Below are 17,777 nucleotides of genomic sequence, written 5' to 3' on the forward strand. Positions count from 1 at the left end.
ACTTACTTGGTAAATCCAGTATATTTCTTTTTCCTTAAGTAAAATCTTATGATCCCATAAATAATAATGAGCAATACCGGCAAAACCATATTAATAATTTGCCACTTAGTTTTCTCTCTGCTCACCTGAACTTTATCCAAAGGCCTTATTTTAAATTCTTTATTTCTAGCCGTAATTAAACCTTGATCATCTAGCATGTAAGCCAGCGAATTGAGGAGAAACCCCTGATTGGCGAATTCAGTCTGCGCAAAAGGGTAAAAGCCGAGAGGCTGAGGGTCACCACTTCGATTATTGATTTCATTTTTAGCAATATCTCCATCACTTACCACCAACAACTTGGCACCTTCCGCTGCTGTACCGAAAAAATCTTCATCAGATACATTCTCAGGCTTAAACCTGTTTTTATATAATGAACTAAAATTACCCTCTAACAGGTAAGCCACAGGTAAAAACGGCTTATTGAGCATTTCTGGAGTTAAGTTTTTCCTTAGATCCTGAACTGAAACATTTACAGGCGCGGTAACTGATCGAGCATATTGAGAACTAAATAACAAAGGCGTTTTTTTTACGCCATCCACACGAATACTGTCGATGGTAGAGGCAAATTTAAGCAGCACTGCATCCATATTTCTGGTAATAGGATGATTAGCAAATTTATTAATGATAGGGAAAAAAGGCCAGTTTTCAAGGCTAAGCTGTGGCTGATCACCCATATTACCTACTACTATTGGATATTTAGCTGCCATCTGATCCTGAATCAGATCATTATTTAACCTGATTCCATACTTAAAGAGTTGATCATCTAAGTTAAGATCATAAGGAAAAGCAAAATTCATTGACGCTGATGCACTGTCCATATTCGCATGCATTTTATCAAGCAGCAGCATTACTTTCCCTCCCTTCATCAGGTATTGATCTAAGTAATACTTTTCTGTTTCGCTAAAGTTCTTCTTAGGCTTAGCCACTATCATAGCATCGTAATCACTTAAATCTCTATCTAACTTTTCTTTACCTAAATCATAAAGGTTAGCTAGAGCAGCGGTATAGCTAGCCATTTCCAGCGAATCTAGCTCATCATGACCTCGTATTACAGCCACCTTCTTTCTTGACAAGGTAGTTAGCCCACGAATAGCTGATGCCATTTCATATTCTATTCCTTCAATAGATTGATTTAATTTTTCTTCAGCGCTGGAGGCTTTATTTCCCTTTAGCAGCATTACACCCCTCTCTACACCTCCATAAGAGATCAGTGCCCCTGGAAATATCAACTTTTCAACCCTGTTGCCATTTTGTTCATCAATAATGTTAGTAGGCTGAATTCCCTTAGCCATCAAACTCCTCATAAATTCACCGCGAGCTTTTTCACTCATAGCAGCAGTGGGATCATTAAAGGTATATTGAATATTATCACCTGAATACACTCTAAACTCTTCCAGCGTTTCTCTTATCGATCTTTGCAGGCGTTTGAAACCAGAATTGAGCTCTCCATCCAGATAAACTTCCACATATACTACATCATCCAGATCTCGTAGCATTTCTTTGGTGGGTTCCTTTATGGTATATCTTCCTTCTTCAGTAAGATCAAGACGAAAAAATTGAGATGAGGCTATAATATTAATAAGTACCACAGCCACCACACCTATAAAAAACCTTAAAAAGGACTCTAATTTTCTACTATTCAAAGCTACCATTTCCTACTACTTAAAACGAGTTTAGTGGCTAATAGGACTACTGCTATCACACTAAGAAAATATATTACATCACGGCTATCTATCAGGCCTTTGCTCAGGGCATCGTAATGATATAGAATACCCAACTGCTCTAACATACCTGAAAACCGCCCCCAATCATTAATAGAAGCGATTGACTCAAACCCTGAATACACTATGAAGCAGAAAAACACTGCTACTATAAAAGAGATGATTTGGTTAGAGCTAATTACTGACGAGAATATTCCGATGGCAGTAAAAACCGCGCCCAGAAGCACCAGCCCCACATAAGATCCCATTACCCCGGCAGTGTCAATATTACCCTCCGGACTGCCCAGCTTATAAATAGACCAATAGTACACCAGGGTAGGTATGATTGCGAAAACTACTAGCACCAAACCAGACAAGTATTTACCAAATATAATCTGCCAATCGGTAAGAGGCTTGGTAAGCAATAATTCAATAGTACCACCACGCTTCTCTTCAGCAAACATACGCATAGTTATAGCCGGTATTAAGAACATAAAAACATATGGCCCTAAAACAAAAAGGGTTTCCATATCAGCATAGCCATACTCTAGCACAGAAGTATCAGGAAAGACCCACATCAAAAGGCCTATTCCGGTAAGAAACACACTAATAACTATATAGGCGATTAAAGAATTGAGAAAGCTATTAAACTCTTTCAAAAAGATCTGAATCATTCTGCTTTACCTCCTTTTGTCAATTCCTGGAATACATTTTCTATAGTCACTTCTTCTTGTTGCAAGCCCAGCAAAGTAATATTCTCTTTGGTTGCATAATTGAAGATTTCTGGCCTCATATCCTTTTCTACTGAAGCAGTAACTTTATACTTATGTCCATCTCCTTTCTCTACCTCTAACACCCCTTCTATGAATTTTAGGCTTTCTTCATCTATTGCCTCAGCAAACTCAACAGTAATAACTGCTACCTTTCTTTGGGTATTTTTAAGCTGGTCAATGGCATCATTAGCCACTATTTTACCATTATTAATTACCACAACACGATCACACAGTGCTTGCACCTCCTGCATAATGTGAGTAGAAAAAATAACCGTTTTATCCTGACTTATGCTTTTGATCAGATTACGGATTTCCACTATTTGATTAGGATCGAGCCCTGTAGTAGGCTCATCAAGTATTAGCACTTCAGGGTCATGAATTAGCGCCTGCGCCAAGCCCACACGCTGCCTATAGCCTTTAGATAGAGCCTCTATCTTTTTATTCTGCTCTTTTACAAGCCCACAAAGACTTATAATTTCACCTATACGAGTTTTAAGAATTTTACCAGACACCCCATACACTTTGCCTATGAACTGCAAATACTCCCGTACATACATTTCCAGATAAAGCGGATTGTGCTCAGGCAGATAGCCAATATGCTTTCTCACCTCCACTGATTCTTCTATTACATCAAGGCCACACACCTGCACAGTGCCTTCTGTAGGAGGCAAATAACAGGTAGCTATTTTCATAGTAGTGGACTTGCCTGCACCATTAGGCCCTAGAAAACCAAGAATCTCTCCCTTTTTCACTTCAAAAGAGATGCTATCTATTGCCTTCTGTTGCCCGTATACTTTCGTGAGATTTCTGACAGATATCGACATAATACAAATGAACGACAAAAGTATTAAGTTGACGTGTTTATGCAAAAAAATATCCTTATTACTAATTGTGATAATTTTTAACCTAAATTAACTAAAATTGCGTGGCATCATTCAGAAACTTTGTTTTCTTCATGAATGTTTCATGATTTCAATGTATCCTGTACGATTTAGTTATGCAGAAATTCTTATTTACTTTTTTATTATCAATCACTTTTTTAAGCAGCCACGCACAAAATGGCTATAAGCTTGATTTCCAGATTCATGGCTTAGCTGACACCACTATTTATCTTGGCTATTTCTTTGGCGAAAGCACTTACCTAACAGACACCGCACAGGTAGATAGTGAAGGAAAATTTACCTTTGACGGGAAAAAACCATTGAGCAAAGGGGTCTATTTCCTCGTACTGAACAAGTCTAAATTATTTGATATTATCATTAATGAAGATCAGACGTTCAAAATAGAAACTACCAGACCGGAGTTTGTAGAGACAGCCAAGGTCACCGGAGATGTTGATAATGACGTTTTCTTTAAAAACATGCTTTATAATGAAGCTCGAAATGCTGAAGCTAAACCGCAAGTAGAAATGCTGAAAGACAGCACCAGCACAACTGCTGAAAAAGAAGCAGCCAGAGCATTCCTGAATAAGCTTAACGAAAAAGTAATGAAGCATCAGGATGAGGTGATTGAAAAATACCCAACCACTCTATTTGCCAAAATACTTAAAGCTAACAAAAAGATTGAGGTACCAGAACCTCCAAAATTAGACAATGGAGCTATAGACTCTACCTTCAGCTACCGTTACTACAAATCGCATTATTGGGATAATTTCAACTTAGGTGATCCTGCCATGATCAGGTTAAACGAACCTCTTTACAAGAAAAAGGTGGAAGACTATTTAGATAAAATGCTGCTACAGCACCCTGATACCATCAGTAATGCTATTGATGAATTAGCCAAAGTCGCTAAAAAAGATCAAGACACCTATAAGTACTTGATCTGGATAGTAACTATAAAATACCAACAGCCTGAAATCATGGGCTTAGACGAGGTTTTTGTGCACCTGTATGACGAATATTTCGCTTCGGGAGAGATGGACTTCTGGGCTAACGCCAAACTCAAGAAAAACCTGGAAGACAGAGCTAAGCAACTAAGAAACAGCCTTATAGGATTAAAAGCGCCCAACCTAATCATGCAAAACGAAGACTTAAAGTCTCGGGCGCTTTATGACATGAAGAATAAGTACACAGTGATTTACTTTTATGATCCTGACTGTGGCCACTGTAAAAAAGAAACGCCAAAGCTTAAAGAATTTTATGATAACTCCGCCTATGATGTAGGCATCTTCGCCGTATCTGCAGACACCTCTATGGTAAAGATGAAAGATTACATTAAAACCATGCATATGGAAGAGTGGACCACCGTGAACGGCCCCAGAACCTACACTGAGTCGTACAGAGATCTTTATGATGCCATGACTACTCCTACTATTTATGTACTGAACAGTAATAAGAAAATTATCGCTAAAAAGCTTCCTGCAGAACGATTGGAAGAATTTTTAACAAGATATGAAGCAATAGAAAACAGGGAGCAGCAATAGCTCCCTTTTTTTATATTTCTTTGAGGTTAGACAGCATAGTAGGGATAAGTTCGGACACAGTAGGGTGAATATGAACTGCATTTTTCATCACAGTATATGGTTGCTTAGCGTACATCACGTCAATAATAGAGTGGATAATTTCATCTGCCCCCACTCCCAGAATAGACGCCCCAAGAATTAAGTGCGATTCAGCATCTACGATCACCTTCATAAAACCTTCTGTCTCACCCTTTTCATTTGCCCTAGCTACCTTACTCATTAGCATTTCAGCTTTCAGAGCCCTGATCCCCTTTTTTATCACCTCTTCCGCTGTCATGCCTACTCGAGCCAATGGAGGGTCCATATATAAAGCATAACAGGAAATTCTATCAGAAACCTTTTTGCCACCATTACCAAACAAGCCATTCTCCACTATTTCAAAATCATTATAAGCAGTATGCGTAAATGCTCCTTTGCCATTGCAGTCTCCCAATGCCCAGACTCCCTCTACCGTAGTATTGAGATAATCGTCAATTTTAATATAACCATGCCCATCTACTTCAATGTCTGTATTTTCTAAACCTAAATCATCAGTATTAGGCACTCTACCTACAGCATACAGCAAGTGACTTCCTGATACTGCCGGATCACCATCATCACAATTAATTTCTACTTCCACTCCTTCTTCCTCAGAAGTTTTAGCGTAAATACATTCTGCCTTCGTGCGAATATGAATACCTTCTTTCTCCAAAATATCCTTTACATTTTCAGAAACATCATGATCTTCTTTACTCAAAAGATATTCACCTTTTTCTATAATGGTTACTTTGCATCCAAACCTTCTAAACATCTGAGCAAATTCTACACCCACATAACTACCTCCTATAATTACTAAATGCTCTGGCAGTTCATCCAGATTCAAAATACTGGAATTAGTAAGGTATTCAAGCCCCTCCTCATGATTAGCAATACGTGCTCTTCCTCCAACATTAATGAAAATTTTTTCTGCCTGTATTTGATTGCCATCAACTTGAAGTGCCTTATTATTAATAAAACGAGCTTGCCCCTTAAAAACAGTGATATTCTCATCATCCTCCATCCAGGTTTCTAAACCTTCTCTAGACTGCATTACAATCTCGTCACGTCTTTTCTTTACCTGATCAAAATCTATCTTAAAATTAGAAGCGCCTATTACTCCATGAGCTGAAGCATGTTTTACGGTATGAGCTACCTTAGCGCTGGCAACCATTGCCTTAGTGGGTGTACACCCTGTATTGACACAGGTACCCCCAAAGAATTTTCTTTCTACAATAGCTACTTTATAATCTTCAGATGCTAACCTGGAGGCTAATGGAGGACCTGCCTGGCCTGCTCCAATAATAATTGCATCAAAGTGAGTCATAATATTCTATTCAAATTATAGAATATGACACATACAAAGCGGTTTTGTTTAAAACCTAAAAAGGACTTAGCTTATTTATTACGCTCAATAGTAAACTGAACGAGATTTTTCAGCGAGGTTTTATAAGGAGTGTCTGCAAAATCATCAAGGATAGCTACTGCTTCATCATAATATCTCATCATAACAGTCTGAGCATACTCTAGCCCGCCAGAGTTCTTCACAAAATCGATAATCTGATTGATCTTTTTGCTGTTATCATTATGATTCCTTACAAGATTGATAACCCGTTTTCTTTCCATCCATGAAGATTTTTGCAAAGCATGAATTAATGGAAGGGTCATTTTTTTCTCACGGATATCAATTCCTAATGGCTTCCCTACCTCATCTTCACCATAGTCAAAAAGATCATCTTTTATTTGAAAAGCCATTCCTACCTTTTCTCCAAAAGCATGCATTTTCTCCACTACTTCAGAGTTCTCCTGCACTGAGGCTGCCCCCACTGCACAGCAAGAAGCTATAAGGGATGCTGTTTTTTGTCTGATAATCTCATAGTAAACATCTTCAGTGATATCTAACTTACGAGCCTTTTCCATTTGCAATAGCTCTCCCTCACTCATCAGTTTCACTGCCTGAGACACAATTTTCAACAATTGATAATCTCCATTATCTATGGAGAGCAACAACCCCCTACTCAGCAAGTAATCCCCTACCAGCACAGCTATCTTGTTTTTCCATAAAGCATTAACAGAGAAAAAACCACGACGGTAGTTCGCATCATCCACTACATCATCGTGCACAAGTGTGGCGGTGTGTAATAATTCAATGAGCGATGCTCCTCTATAAGTGGCCTCATCGATATTTCCGCAAGTGCCTGCCGTAAGAAACACAAACATAGGTCGCATCTGCTTACCTTTGCGCTTTACGATGTAACTCATTATTTTGTCGAGCAACAACACTTTGGTCTTCATAGATGCTCGGAATTTTTTTTCAAATTCCTCCATCTCTGAAGCTATTGGGGACTGGATATCACGTAGTTTTAAAGCCATGCGGACTATTGAGCTACAATATTAATGACACAAAACACCTAATCAAAATATAATATGACCAACTCTCTAAAATTGAAAGATAATATTCTAATATCTGGCGAACACAATGCTGCAAAAATATTAGTTGATGTCAGATATATATCAAATAACAGTAAAAAACCTTTAATAATATTTATTCACGGCTTCAAAGGTTTCAAAGATTGGGGCTATTTCAATATTTTATCAGAAAAATTTTCAAAAAAAGAATTTATTTTCGCCAAATTTAATTTTTCACATAATGGCACTACTGCTGAAAACCCTACCGAATTTGAGGATTTGCAAGCCTTCTCTCAGAACAATTTTAGTATTGAAATGGATGACATCAAAAGTGTAATAGATTATTTCCATTCTGATGCGTGTGAAGTGCCTGCAAGTGAAATAGATTTAAATGCTATTTATTTAATAGGACATAGTCGTGGTGGTGGTGTATCCATCTTAAAAGCGGCTGAAGATGATAGAATAACTGCCCTTGTAACCTGGGCCTCGATTGCTGATTTAAAAATGCGCTGGCCGCAGCAAGTGCTCGATCAATGGAAAAAAGATCAGGTACTTCACATTACTAACAGCCGCACTAATCAACAAATGCCTATGGACTACCAAATAGTAGAGGATTTCTTTTCTCATGAAGAGAGATTCACCATAGCCAATGCGGCCAGAAAATTAACCATTCCCCAGCTCATAGTTCATGGTACTAACGATGAAACGGTAGAACACAGAGAAGCGCTCATGCTACATGAGTTTAACCCTCAAAGTGAATTGTTTCTCATAGAGGATGCAGACCATGTATTAGGAGGATCACACCCCTACTCCGGCGATGACCTGCCTCAAGATGCGGAAAAAGCTTTTATCAAAACCCTGGAGTTTCTCCAAGCCATTAAGAACTCAGAACTGGAACACAACTAAAAGTATTACACGAAAACTAGTGCTAAACCTTTATACTACAGTTTTCATTATTAAAGCATAAGCTGAAAAAGCATGAACTTAACACGTATTTCAAAATTGTCTAAACTCATAGGCATAAGAAACTCTAAGCAAAAAGCAGGTTTACCTCCTGGCACGCTTATATACACTGGTAACAAGCTGACCAATAAATCAGACATAGACCTTATTTCTTATAATGAAAAAGATATAAAAGAATATACCGGCAAAGACATTAATAATGTATTGCCTCATACTGATGAAAACAGAGTGAACTGGCTCAATATCGATGGGCTTCATAACATTGACCTGATAGAGAGTGTAGGAGGACATTTTAACCTGCATCCATTACTATTAGAAGATATACTCAACCCAGATCAAAGGCCAAAAACCGATGACTATGAAAATCATCTGTTTTTCACATTGAAGACCTTACACTCTATTCAAGAAGAAGAAAATGATGAAGGGAGTGTGGTTAACTACGAACAAATAAGCTTTGTTCTCGGCAAGCACTATCTACTGTCTTTTCAGGAAAAAGAAGGAGATCTGTTTGATGGACTACGTGAAAGGTTAAGGCAAGACAACCATTCCAGTGCTACCCGAGCCCGAAAAAAAGGAGCTGACTACCTGTTTTACAGACTTATAGACACTGTAGTAGACAGCTACTACATAGTACTGGAGCAAGTAGGCGAAAAAATAGAAGAGCTAGAAGACGAAGTATACCTGGAACCATCAAATGATACCTTAAAGCAAATTCAAAGGCTTAAAAAGGAGTTGATATTCCTGAGAAAATCAGTTTATCCCCTCAGAGAATCTTTAAGCAAAGTAATCAAAGGTGAATATCCACTGATAGCCCCTGATACTATTACATTTTTCTCTGATGTATACGATCACACCATACATGTTATAGAAACGATAGAAACCTATCGTGATCTTACCGCTAGCTTAATGGACATGTACATGACGAGCATTAGTAATAAAATGAACGAAGTAATGAAGGTGCTTACTATCATAGCTACCATCTTCATTCCACTTACTTTTATTGCCGGTATCTACGGAATGAATTTCGACAATATGCCTGAGCTTCACCTCAAATATGGCTACTTCTATACCTGGGGATTGATGATAGCCATTTTCATAGCCATGATTATTTATTTCAAGCGCAAAGACTGGATATGAAAAACATGTTTATTCTACTGTTTGTATTTGCAGCAGTTAATAATCTCTTGGCAGAGACAATAGAGCCCAGCGAAGAAATAAGAAGATGGATAGAAGACAAGTCTTTCACTATAGACGGAGAGACCATATTCAGCAAAAAATCTATTCCGGATTTTTACTTAGATCGTGGTTTTGAACCCGCCTGGGATAATGATGACAGCATTGCGGAGCTATTAGAGCAAATAAAACTAGTGCATCAGGATGGTTTAAACCCTGAAGACTATCACCTGACTTACCTACTAGAGCATGTTAAAAATGTTTCTTCTGTGACGCCAATGCTTGACATTATGCTTACTGATGCCTATTTCTTACTCACTACTCATCTACTGATGGGGAAGGTAAATGCCTCCACCATAGACCCTGAATGGAAAAGTAGCAATAAGGAAATAGAGTTAAAAAAGACGCTTACACATGCGCTGGAAGAAGTGGAAGTAGCCAAATCTATCAATAATGTAAAGCCTAAATATGAAACCTACCTAAAACTAAAACAAGCCCTGGCAGAATATGAACAGATGAAATCAAAAGAGCCTTGGCCTTTAATTAATTCAGGCGAAACTTTAAAGCCCGGAGACAACGATGACCGCATATTACAATTGAGAGCTCGTTTGTCATTTACTAATTACTACGAGACTCCGGAAGCACCAGACTCTACTCTAAGAATATATGATGAGGCACTAGCTTCAGCTGTAAAAGAATTTCAAAAGAGAAATGGACTGGCGCCAGATGGAGCCTTAGGAAAGGGCACTATAGGAGCCTTAAACGAGACATTAGATAACAAAATCAAAAAAACAACCATCAACTTGGAGCGTTGCCGCTGGCTACCAACAGACCTCGGCAAAGAACATCTCATTGTAAATATTGCCAGCTTCCAGCTCCATGCGGTAAAGGATGGAAAAACTATGCTTACCATGAATGTAGTGGTGGGGAAGCCTTATCGAAAAACGCCTGTTTTTAGCGAGAAACTCAGGTACTTGGTTTTTAACCCTTACTGGACTGTGCCGCCAACCATCTTATCTAAAGACATATTACCATCGGTAAGAAAAAACAGCAATTATCTTAACAACTTAAATATAAAAGTGGTGAGTGGAGAAACCGTCATTGATCCAAGCACTATTAATTGGGCCACCACTACAGCTTCAAATTTTCCCTATCAGCTTAGGCAGGACCCTGGACCTAATAATGCCTTAGGAATAGTAAAATTTATATTCCCTAATCCATACAACGTTTACATGCATGACACCAATCACCGAGAGCTTTTTGCTAATACTGATCGTGCCTTAAGCTCGGGCTGTATTCGTCTTTCCAGGCCTAAAGACATGGCAGTGTATATATTGAATAATACCAAGGACGAATGGGATGAAAAACGAGTGGATAACATTATAAAAACCTCAAAGAACTACACCGTTATGATAAAAAGAGATATCATGGTGCATCTACTATACTGGACGGCCTTTGTTGATGATAATGGAGTGGTAAATTTCAGGACAGATATTTACGACAGGGATGATGCAGTATGGAAGGCCTTATTGCAAGACCCTCCATCATTATAAGATCTTATAAAAGGTAGCTTACTGAGTGAATTTCTTCGTAAGCTACTTCTTCATTAATTAAACTTGAGTTTTGAAGGTATTCACTGTCAGGATAATAAATAAAAAGACAGCTTTTCTCTGCAATTAAAGGAATAATTTCTTCTCTCAGCCCCATTGGGATAGAAGGACAGCCAAAGCTTCTACCTAATCTGCCATAGTTCTTAGTGAAAGATTTATCCACATAATCGGCTCCGTGCATCACAATGGCTCTGTCTCTGGCATTATTATTAAAACCAGATTCTACACCATCTAACCTTAGAGACAGACCATGCTTGCCGGAATATGTCTCCCCTGTAACATAAAAACCTAAACTGCTGGTATTAGAATTAGGTACATTAGAAAACTTCTCAGCAAACTCATTTCCACTGTTTCTACCGTGAGCCACTAGCGTATGATACAGCACTTCATGTGTTTTAAGATCAATAATCCACAGACGCTTTTTATTAGATGACATACGGAAGTCGATGAGTGTTAATAAACCATTTTCAGCAAGTTTATTTTGTTTTTTAAGATTAAGATAACCGATCACACCCTTTTTGAAGAGTTCATACTCAGGTTTAGGGCCTGCGCTTTTGAGAAGCGCATAATTATTCTCGATATAGCTTGAAAGAGCTTTACTTTTTTCAGATACCGGAATATTAGCGAAAAGACTAGAATAAGGAACAAGCGCAACTATTAAAAAAGAGAGGATAGTTCTTCTTATCATTAAGTAATTTTTAAAAGGTTAAAACTGATACTTCTTTGATGTCCAGATGAGGAACGAACAAGCATGCAAAATAATTTCCGACTTGTAAAAAAAATTCTCAAGTCGGGAAAAAAGTTGCACACGAAGCCCGCCTCACAACCGTTTTTACACCTAAATAACTCCCATATGGTAGTCTGGCATAACATTTCCTTATATAAGGTTATAAAACTGATATATAAGTTATGTCCCACAAATACTTCAAGCTCTTATTTTTATTGTTATTACCAGTGCTATTTACTCAGTGTAACAACACCATGCAAAGCACTTCCCCTATTGAATCAAAAGACCTCATAAATCATGATCCTAATGACACGTTCAAGTATACAGTAGAGCCGGCTGAAGGTAACCTGACTAAACTACCCGATTCACAGCTAAAATCTTACCTACAACTGTTTTTAGATACTTTAACAACGTCTCACTACATTCCTGACAATATACATAGAGAAGAGTTAAAACAGGAAATAGATAGTTTTTATCAGCTCAATGACCATAAGCTATTTTGGTTATCCTACGATGGCCCATCTCCAAAAATAAAAATAATGCAAGCCGAACTACTTAATGCCTCGGCTCATGGGTTAAACGCTGAAGACTACAACATTTCCAAACTCATTAATTATGAGCAACAGGTTTTCTCAAAGCAAACGGTGAATGTTTTTGAAATGATGCAACTGGATATTCGCTTAACTATAGCCTACCTATCTTATGGCTATCATTTAAGAAATGGTAGAATAAAGCCAATACAAATAGACAAGTTGTGGAGTTCGGAATATGAGGCAGAAGCAGTAGCGCATCACTTGCATACAGATGATATACAAAAGGCTTTAAAAGCATTAGTACCTCAAAATGAAAATTACGAGTCATTACAAAAGGCACTGTCGTTTTATAAAGCAATACAGGTAAATGGTGATTGGCATAAGCTCCCTGAAAACACTAACCTTAGATTAGGTGATAGTAGTACTTTAATACCTCAGCTTAAGCAAAGACTGATACTCACTAATGACCTGGCAGAGAAAGAACTAAAGAAGGATAGCATTTATTTTAATGAGGCTTTGGCATCAGCTGTAAAAAGATTCCAAAGCAGAAATGGCCTTACCTCAGACGGAATAGTAGGTAAAGGCACAGTACAGGTAATGAATATTTCCTTACAAACGAGGATAGATCAAATAAAGCTTAACCTAGAAAGAATGCGTTGGATGCCGAGTGATATGGGCCATAAATTTATTTATGTAAATATTCCCGCCTATGAATTATACGTATTTGACAATGGGGAGACCCCGGTGCACATGAGAGTAATCACTGGAGAGACTGATCATGCTACTCCTGTTTTAACCGATCGTTTAAACCATCTGGTATTCAGCCCCACTTGGACTATCCCTAAAAAAATCATAAAGAATGAAATGCTTTATCGCATGAAAACGGATTCTACTTACCTGACAAGAAATGGTTATCAGCTTTATGAAGGATGGGAATCTACAGCCCCCATAGACCCTACCACCGTCAATTGGGAAGAAGTAAATGTAAATAACTTAAGAGTGGTACAAAAACCAGGAAGATCTAATGCCCTCGGGTTAGTAAAGTTTCCATTAACTAACGATAGAAGCATATACTTGCATGATACACCTTCTGATTACCTCTTTACACGAGACAAAAGAGCGTTTAGCCATGGTTGTGTTAGGCTAGAGCAACCGGATGTACTAGCCCAGTATTTATTGAAAGATCAAAATTGGGATAATAAAAAAGTAAGAGAATACATGGAAAAGGGCAAACCAGCAACCATATCATTAAGTGAAGAAATACCAGTATTCTTAGTATATAGAACTTGCTGGGTAGACAAAACAGGTCTGGTTAATTTCAGAAAAGACATTTATGATATAGATGATATCCAGCTAATAAAACTAAGGGACATGCAAAAGCAAAAGCTGGTGAGCCTATTTTAAGTCATCAGGTGAGATCACCTTTTGACTTAATAATTCTCTCATTACTATCTCAGTCATATCACTTTTGAAGGCAAACTCATGCCTAATATCAGCTACATAGGCCTTAAGCCTCATTTTCAGATATGACCTACGCTCTTTCACCTCATTAAAAAATAATACTGACACCGGTTTGTTGAGGAATACAAACTTGGAAGTCTGAGCAGCCTCCATGGCTATTTTCCTCACTTCATCGGTATTCACTGTAATAGGTAGATATATTTCTGCCACCACCTGGCAATTGGCTTCACCACTATTAGAGTTAGATACAGACTTATTCATCAGCTCTCCATTAGGAACACTCACCAAAGAGTCATCAGGAGTTACTATTCTGGTAGATCTGAGGCCTATCTCCAGTACTTCTCCATAATATTCGCCAATTTCTATTTTATCTCCCACCTGAAAGGGTCTATCAAACAAAATCATTACTCCTCCAAAAATATTCTTTAAAATATCTTGGGCGGCAAAACCAACGGCTATACCTATAGATGCCGTGGCAGCAATAAGACCATCAACAGGAGGATGGAAAATACCCACTATGATCACTAGAAGTACTATAATCCATGTGGAAATCTTTATTACAGGAATAAGACCTTTGATGGTAATGCGATAGTTAGCACTCTTCTCCGCCATTCTTTCCAGTACAGATCCTAAAAAGCGTGTAACAAAATAGCCCACAATCAGAAAAACTACAGCCCAAAACACCTTGCCTACAGATACAATTTCAGATAAAGAAGGAACATGATCTTTGAGGCCATCAATGAGGTTCTCACCTTCCTTTTGAGATAATGTATCTATTTTGGTCTCTCCTTGAGCCATAGAATCTACTTGCAGCACCACTATCGTATCTGCCAAGGAGTCCGTCTGCGCATAACTAAGAGTCACAACGAACAGTAGTAAAAGTAATATGCCTACAATCTTTTTCACTAATGAATAATATTTTTGGATTTCAATAAATCCAGGGTATGCCTATACAATAATGGATTTATAAAATACTTTTTCTCTTCTCTCATAAGCACGCCATCTTCATATAGTGGATAAAGTACTGATTTCACTTTGCTGACAGATGCATGACTTATGGCACTGTATTCCTCTTCCGTTATTCCATCGTGTAAAATAATATTGGCCAGGGCAAAGGTTTTATCCAAAGAAAGGCTTTTCATAAATGAAAAATCATTTTCATTTAATGTGCCAATGAATATAGTGTTTCCCTCAATTTGCCTGGTGGAACGCAACCAGTATACGAGTGCCAAGCTCACATTACTCTTAGCAATATTATTTAATGAATGGAAATACCTTTCTCTCAAAAACTGTTGTTGTTCATCTTCCGGAAGTCTCTTAAACCTCTTACTGTTTAGCTCACTTCCTGAAGGCTCATATTTCAAATTATACCCACTTACCCGGTGCCTCTTATCTATCAAACTAATGATAGAAGCATCACTCATATCATTTAATGAAATGTGATAACTAAAATGATCTGAGAGGTTAATGGTTTTATCTAAATAATTCCAAGAATATTTGGTGCAGGAACAAACCCAGAACACTTTTTCATTGGTCATGGCTATTACCTCCATCAGCTTTCGAAGCGTTTCAAATCCGCCCACCTTCTTAAGATAAAGATTTTGAATATTCTCTAGCACCATAATCTTCTTCGTTCCATTTAAGAATGTGATGAGCTCCTCCATAGTATTGAATTTCTCGTTGAAAGACTCTGATAAACAATTGATTAATCCATCAAAACCATAGATAGTATCTGAGGGACCAATACGGTAGACCATACTACTGGTTCCTAAATCTTTCAGGTAGAAATTAAGCAAAGTGGTTGCTCCACTCCCCTTCTCCCCAATCAGTACTGACGAAGCGAAACGACCTTTCATCCAATTATTATAAGCCGTATTCAGTGTCCTCATTTCCTCAACACGTCCCTCGAAAAAATTGATATCAGCCAAGGGTTCCAGCTTAAAAAGCCTTTGATAAACAAAAGGCAGTTTTTCTATGGCGTTTCTGGTTTCGGCTAAGAAATCGGCCAGCTCTGCAGATATAGCATCTTGATTAGACAAGCCATATCTCTTGTAAGTTTTGTTAATTAAAAGATGAAGACCCTCATATTTAAGCCTTACAAAAGATATTACTGCAGGAACTAAATTCTTTATTCTAGTAAAAAGCTCATCCTTTAGCGCTTTACTCTTTTGAAGTGCCTTGCCTTTCGCAATCCTTACTCTTATATCATAAATATTCTCATTATTGGTAAAGCGAGTTAGGCCTTCATTGAATTTATTTAAACCTTCATAGAGCTGTTTATCAACCTCCTCCTCAAATGTTTTTAAGGTTTCTGCTAATGATTTCACCTTTTCAATAGTGCGCTCCACACCTTGGATGGCTATAGCTTTAGGCTTATTATCCTTATCCTTAGCCTCAAATAATGATAATGCCGACTCCATGTTAAACTCCGCAATCTGACCTAACCCAATGATTTCATTTTGAGTTTGACTCAGCTGCTCGGTAAGCTTTACTTTTACCGTTCTTATCACCTTTAAAAGTTGTGGCCATGATTCAAAATGAATTAGCTCAAAAGGAGAAATATAGTTGATAGAAGACGCTTTGATGGGCTGATCGTAGTCAGCCCCCTTTACTATTGCGCGTTTTTCTGATACTGAAGATATTAACTTATCAATTCGAGACTCTACACTATTTACTAGTGATGGTAAGTCTTGCTTAAGTATAAGTTCGTTGGTTTCTAGCAGTATTTTTTCTGAAAGCTGTTCGCGAAGCGCCTTTATCTCTTTATTAATTAATACTTTTAAATGATCCCCATCTTCAGTAGTAGCAGCAATTCTTTCTTTCACTTCCTCAAGATAGGCCGTTACCTTATTTAGCTGCCCTCCAATAACATTATCTACCCGGTGCTTCAGCTTATTAAAAGCCTGATGATATTCCGCTGTTCCTGCATATTGAATGAAGTATAGTTCAAGGTCTATTTCCCAATCGTCAGACAAGGCAATAAAAGTATTCAACCAGCCCTGCTGATCAGCTTTATACTGTTTCTGGAGCCTGTCATGAAGCGCCTCAATCTTCTTATTGCTAAATTGAGAATTAGAGAGCTCCATTGTACCCACTCGTACATAAGCCTTTCCATAGTCACTAAAGAGCTTTTCAAAAGCCTCAGTAGCATAATCTCCAATTTCTTTTTTAAACTCCTCCAGGTTTTTTATGGCCCTGTCTAAAGGATGCAGATTATTTTCTTCTACTTCAAAAACATGCTCCTTAGATTGCACATAGTGCTTACAGGCCTCTTCAATCTTTTCATCTATTTGCCAGGCCACTCTGGTAGAATGACTTACCCTTCTATCTTTCTTGGCTATTACAGGCAGTAATTGTATTGGCAATGATCCTGCGAAATAGTAACTCACCAGGTTCTTTAAGCGAATATGATGAACCCAAGGCCTTAAGGGTTTGACCGTTTTTTTAAACAGCTTCCTAAATAAGTTAAGAAATCTCTCAGGAGATTTGGAAACTGCATATAAGCGCCTTTTAAACCACTTTCTTACTCTTAAAAAATTGGAATCTCCATGGGTCTTATAAAAGCGTTCATGATCCTGAGGCCGGGCTAGATCATCTTCCAAATCAGCTATGAAATCATCCATTTGCTGATTAAAACGTAGAAAGTCTACATCAAAATTGATCATTTCCGGCTCAGCAAATCTTCTTTCTACCAGCTTAACCAAGCTAGATTTATAATCTTTGATTAGTAGCAGTGATGATTCAAAATTATCAGACCCAATATTTCCATCAAGAATATTTTGCTGTAATTCTCGTACTTGTTTCAGGAAGGTAATCTGAAAATCAATATCGCGATGTAAAACCACCAGAAATTGTTTTTGTACAATTCCTTTGGTCTTATGGTATTGCTCTTGAAGCTCGGAATTCATTCATG

At 37.9% G+C, this 17,777-nt stretch carries 13 protein-coding genes; 5 read left to right on the forward strand and 8 right to left on the reverse strand.

What is annotated here, in order from left to right; translation table 11 throughout:
- Window positions 1-2: 2 nt before the first annotated feature.
- From gldG to gldA, 3 genes are read right to left on the reverse strand one after another with little or no spacing between them, the layout of a single operon-like run.
- A complete protein-coding gene (gldG, locus tag JL102_RS08475) occupies window positions 3-1,691 on the reverse strand; it encodes a gliding motility-associated ABC transporter substrate-binding protein GldG (protein ID WP_202243957.1) in 1,689 nt (562 codons plus the stop codon).
- Window positions 1,685-2,413, reverse strand: coding sequence for a gliding motility-associated ABC transporter permease subunit GldF (gldF, locus tag JL102_RS08480; RefSeq protein WP_202243958.1), 729 nt, complete (start codon window positions 2,411-2,413; stop codon window positions 1,685-1,687). Before gldF ends, gldG begins: the two co-directional genes overlap by 7 nt.
- Window positions 2,410-3,336, reverse strand: coding sequence for a gliding motility-associated ABC transporter ATP-binding subunit GldA (gene gldA, locus JL102_RS08485; protein WP_202243959.1), 927 nt, complete (start codon window positions 3,334-3,336; stop codon window positions 2,410-2,412). The genes gldF and gldA overlap by 4 nt, the downstream gene beginning before the upstream one ends.
- 173 nt (window positions 3,337-3,509) lie before the next feature.
- Here gldA and JL102_RS08490 point away from each other — a divergent pair, with 173 nt between their 5' ends.
- Entirely contained in the window at window positions 3,510-4,934 is a 1,425-nt protein-coding gene (locus JL102_RS08490; protein ID WP_202243960.1) for a thioredoxin-like domain-containing protein, read from the forward strand.
- Window positions 4,935-4,944: 10 nt separating this feature from the next.
- Here the strand turns inward: JL102_RS08490 and JL102_RS08495 are convergent, their stop codons facing one another.
- Both JL102_RS08495 and JL102_RS08500 read right to left on the reverse strand, forming a co-directional pair.
- Window positions 4,945-6,315, reverse strand: coding sequence for an FAD-containing oxidoreductase (locus JL102_RS08495; protein WP_202243961.1), 1,371 nt, complete (start codon window positions 6,313-6,315; stop codon window positions 4,945-4,947).
- A 71-nt stretch (window positions 6,316-6,386) separates the two neighbouring features.
- Window positions 6,387-7,361, reverse strand: a complete 975-nt coding sequence (locus JL102_RS08500) for a polyprenyl synthetase family protein (RefSeq protein ID WP_202243962.1) — start codon at window positions 7,359-7,361, stop codon at window positions 6,387-6,389.
- Window positions 7,362-7,415: 54 nt separating this feature from the next.
- On the opposite strand from JL102_RS08500, the gene JL102_RS08505 reads away from it, so the two are divergent.
- The 3 genes from JL102_RS08505 (at window position 7,416) to JL102_RS08515 (ending at window position 11,086) form a co-directional block, all read left to right on the forward strand.
- Entirely contained in the window at window positions 7,416-8,303 is an 888-nt protein-coding gene (locus JL102_RS08505; protein WP_202243963.1) for an alpha/beta hydrolase family protein, read from the forward strand.
- Between the two features lie 72 nt (window positions 8,304-8,375).
- Window positions 8,376-9,497 carry a magnesium/cobalt transporter CorA gene (gene corA, locus JL102_RS08510; protein ID WP_202243964.1) on the forward strand — a complete coding sequence of 374 codons (1,122 nt, stop codon included), beginning with the start codon at window positions 8,376-8,378 and terminating at the stop codon, window positions 9,495-9,497.
- Window positions 9,494-11,086: a L,D-transpeptidase family protein gene (locus tag JL102_RS08515; RefSeq protein ID WP_202243965.1), complete on the forward strand. Its 1,593-nt coding sequence runs from the start codon at window positions 9,494-9,496 to the stop codon at window positions 11,084-11,086. The genes corA and JL102_RS08515 overlap by 4 nt, the downstream gene beginning before the upstream one ends.
- Window positions 11,087-11,090: 4 nt before the next feature.
- On the opposite strand, the gene JL102_RS08520 is transcribed toward JL102_RS08515, so the two are convergent.
- On the reverse strand, window positions 11,091-11,831 hold the full coding sequence (locus JL102_RS08520; RefSeq protein ID WP_202243966.1) for a murein L,D-transpeptidase catalytic domain family protein: 741 nt from the start codon (window positions 11,829-11,831) through the stop codon (window positions 11,091-11,093).
- Between the two features lie 221 nt (window positions 11,832-12,052).
- Between JL102_RS08520 and JL102_RS08525 the strand changes: the two genes are divergently transcribed.
- Window positions 12,053-13,807 (forward strand): L,D-transpeptidase family protein, encoded by a 1,755-nt coding sequence (locus JL102_RS08525; protein ID WP_202243967.1) that lies wholly within the window; start codon window positions 12,053-12,055, stop codon window positions 13,805-13,807.
- Here the strand turns inward: JL102_RS08525 and JL102_RS08530 are convergent.
- Together JL102_RS08530 and JL102_RS08535 are read right to left on the reverse strand one after the other, a co-directional pair.
- Entirely contained in the window at window positions 13,799-14,770 is a 972-nt protein-coding gene (locus tag JL102_RS08530) for a mechanosensitive ion channel family protein (RefSeq protein WP_317191626.1), read from the reverse strand. The two genes, JL102_RS08525 and JL102_RS08530, sit on opposite strands and share 9 nt — an antisense overlap.
- Window positions 14,770-17,772: an ATP-binding protein gene (locus JL102_RS08535; RefSeq protein ID WP_202243968.1), complete on the reverse strand. Its 3,003-nt coding sequence runs from the start codon at window positions 17,770-17,772 to the stop codon at window positions 14,770-14,772. Before JL102_RS08535 ends, JL102_RS08530 begins: the two co-directional genes overlap by 1 nt.
- Between the last annotated feature and the right edge of the window lie 5 nt (window positions 17,773-17,777).

This window comes from Fulvivirga sediminis (assembly GCF_016757215.1).
In the GTDB taxonomy this organism is placed as follows: domain Bacteria; phylum Bacteroidota; class Bacteroidia; order Cytophagales; family Cyclobacteriaceae; genus Fulvivirga; species Fulvivirga sediminis.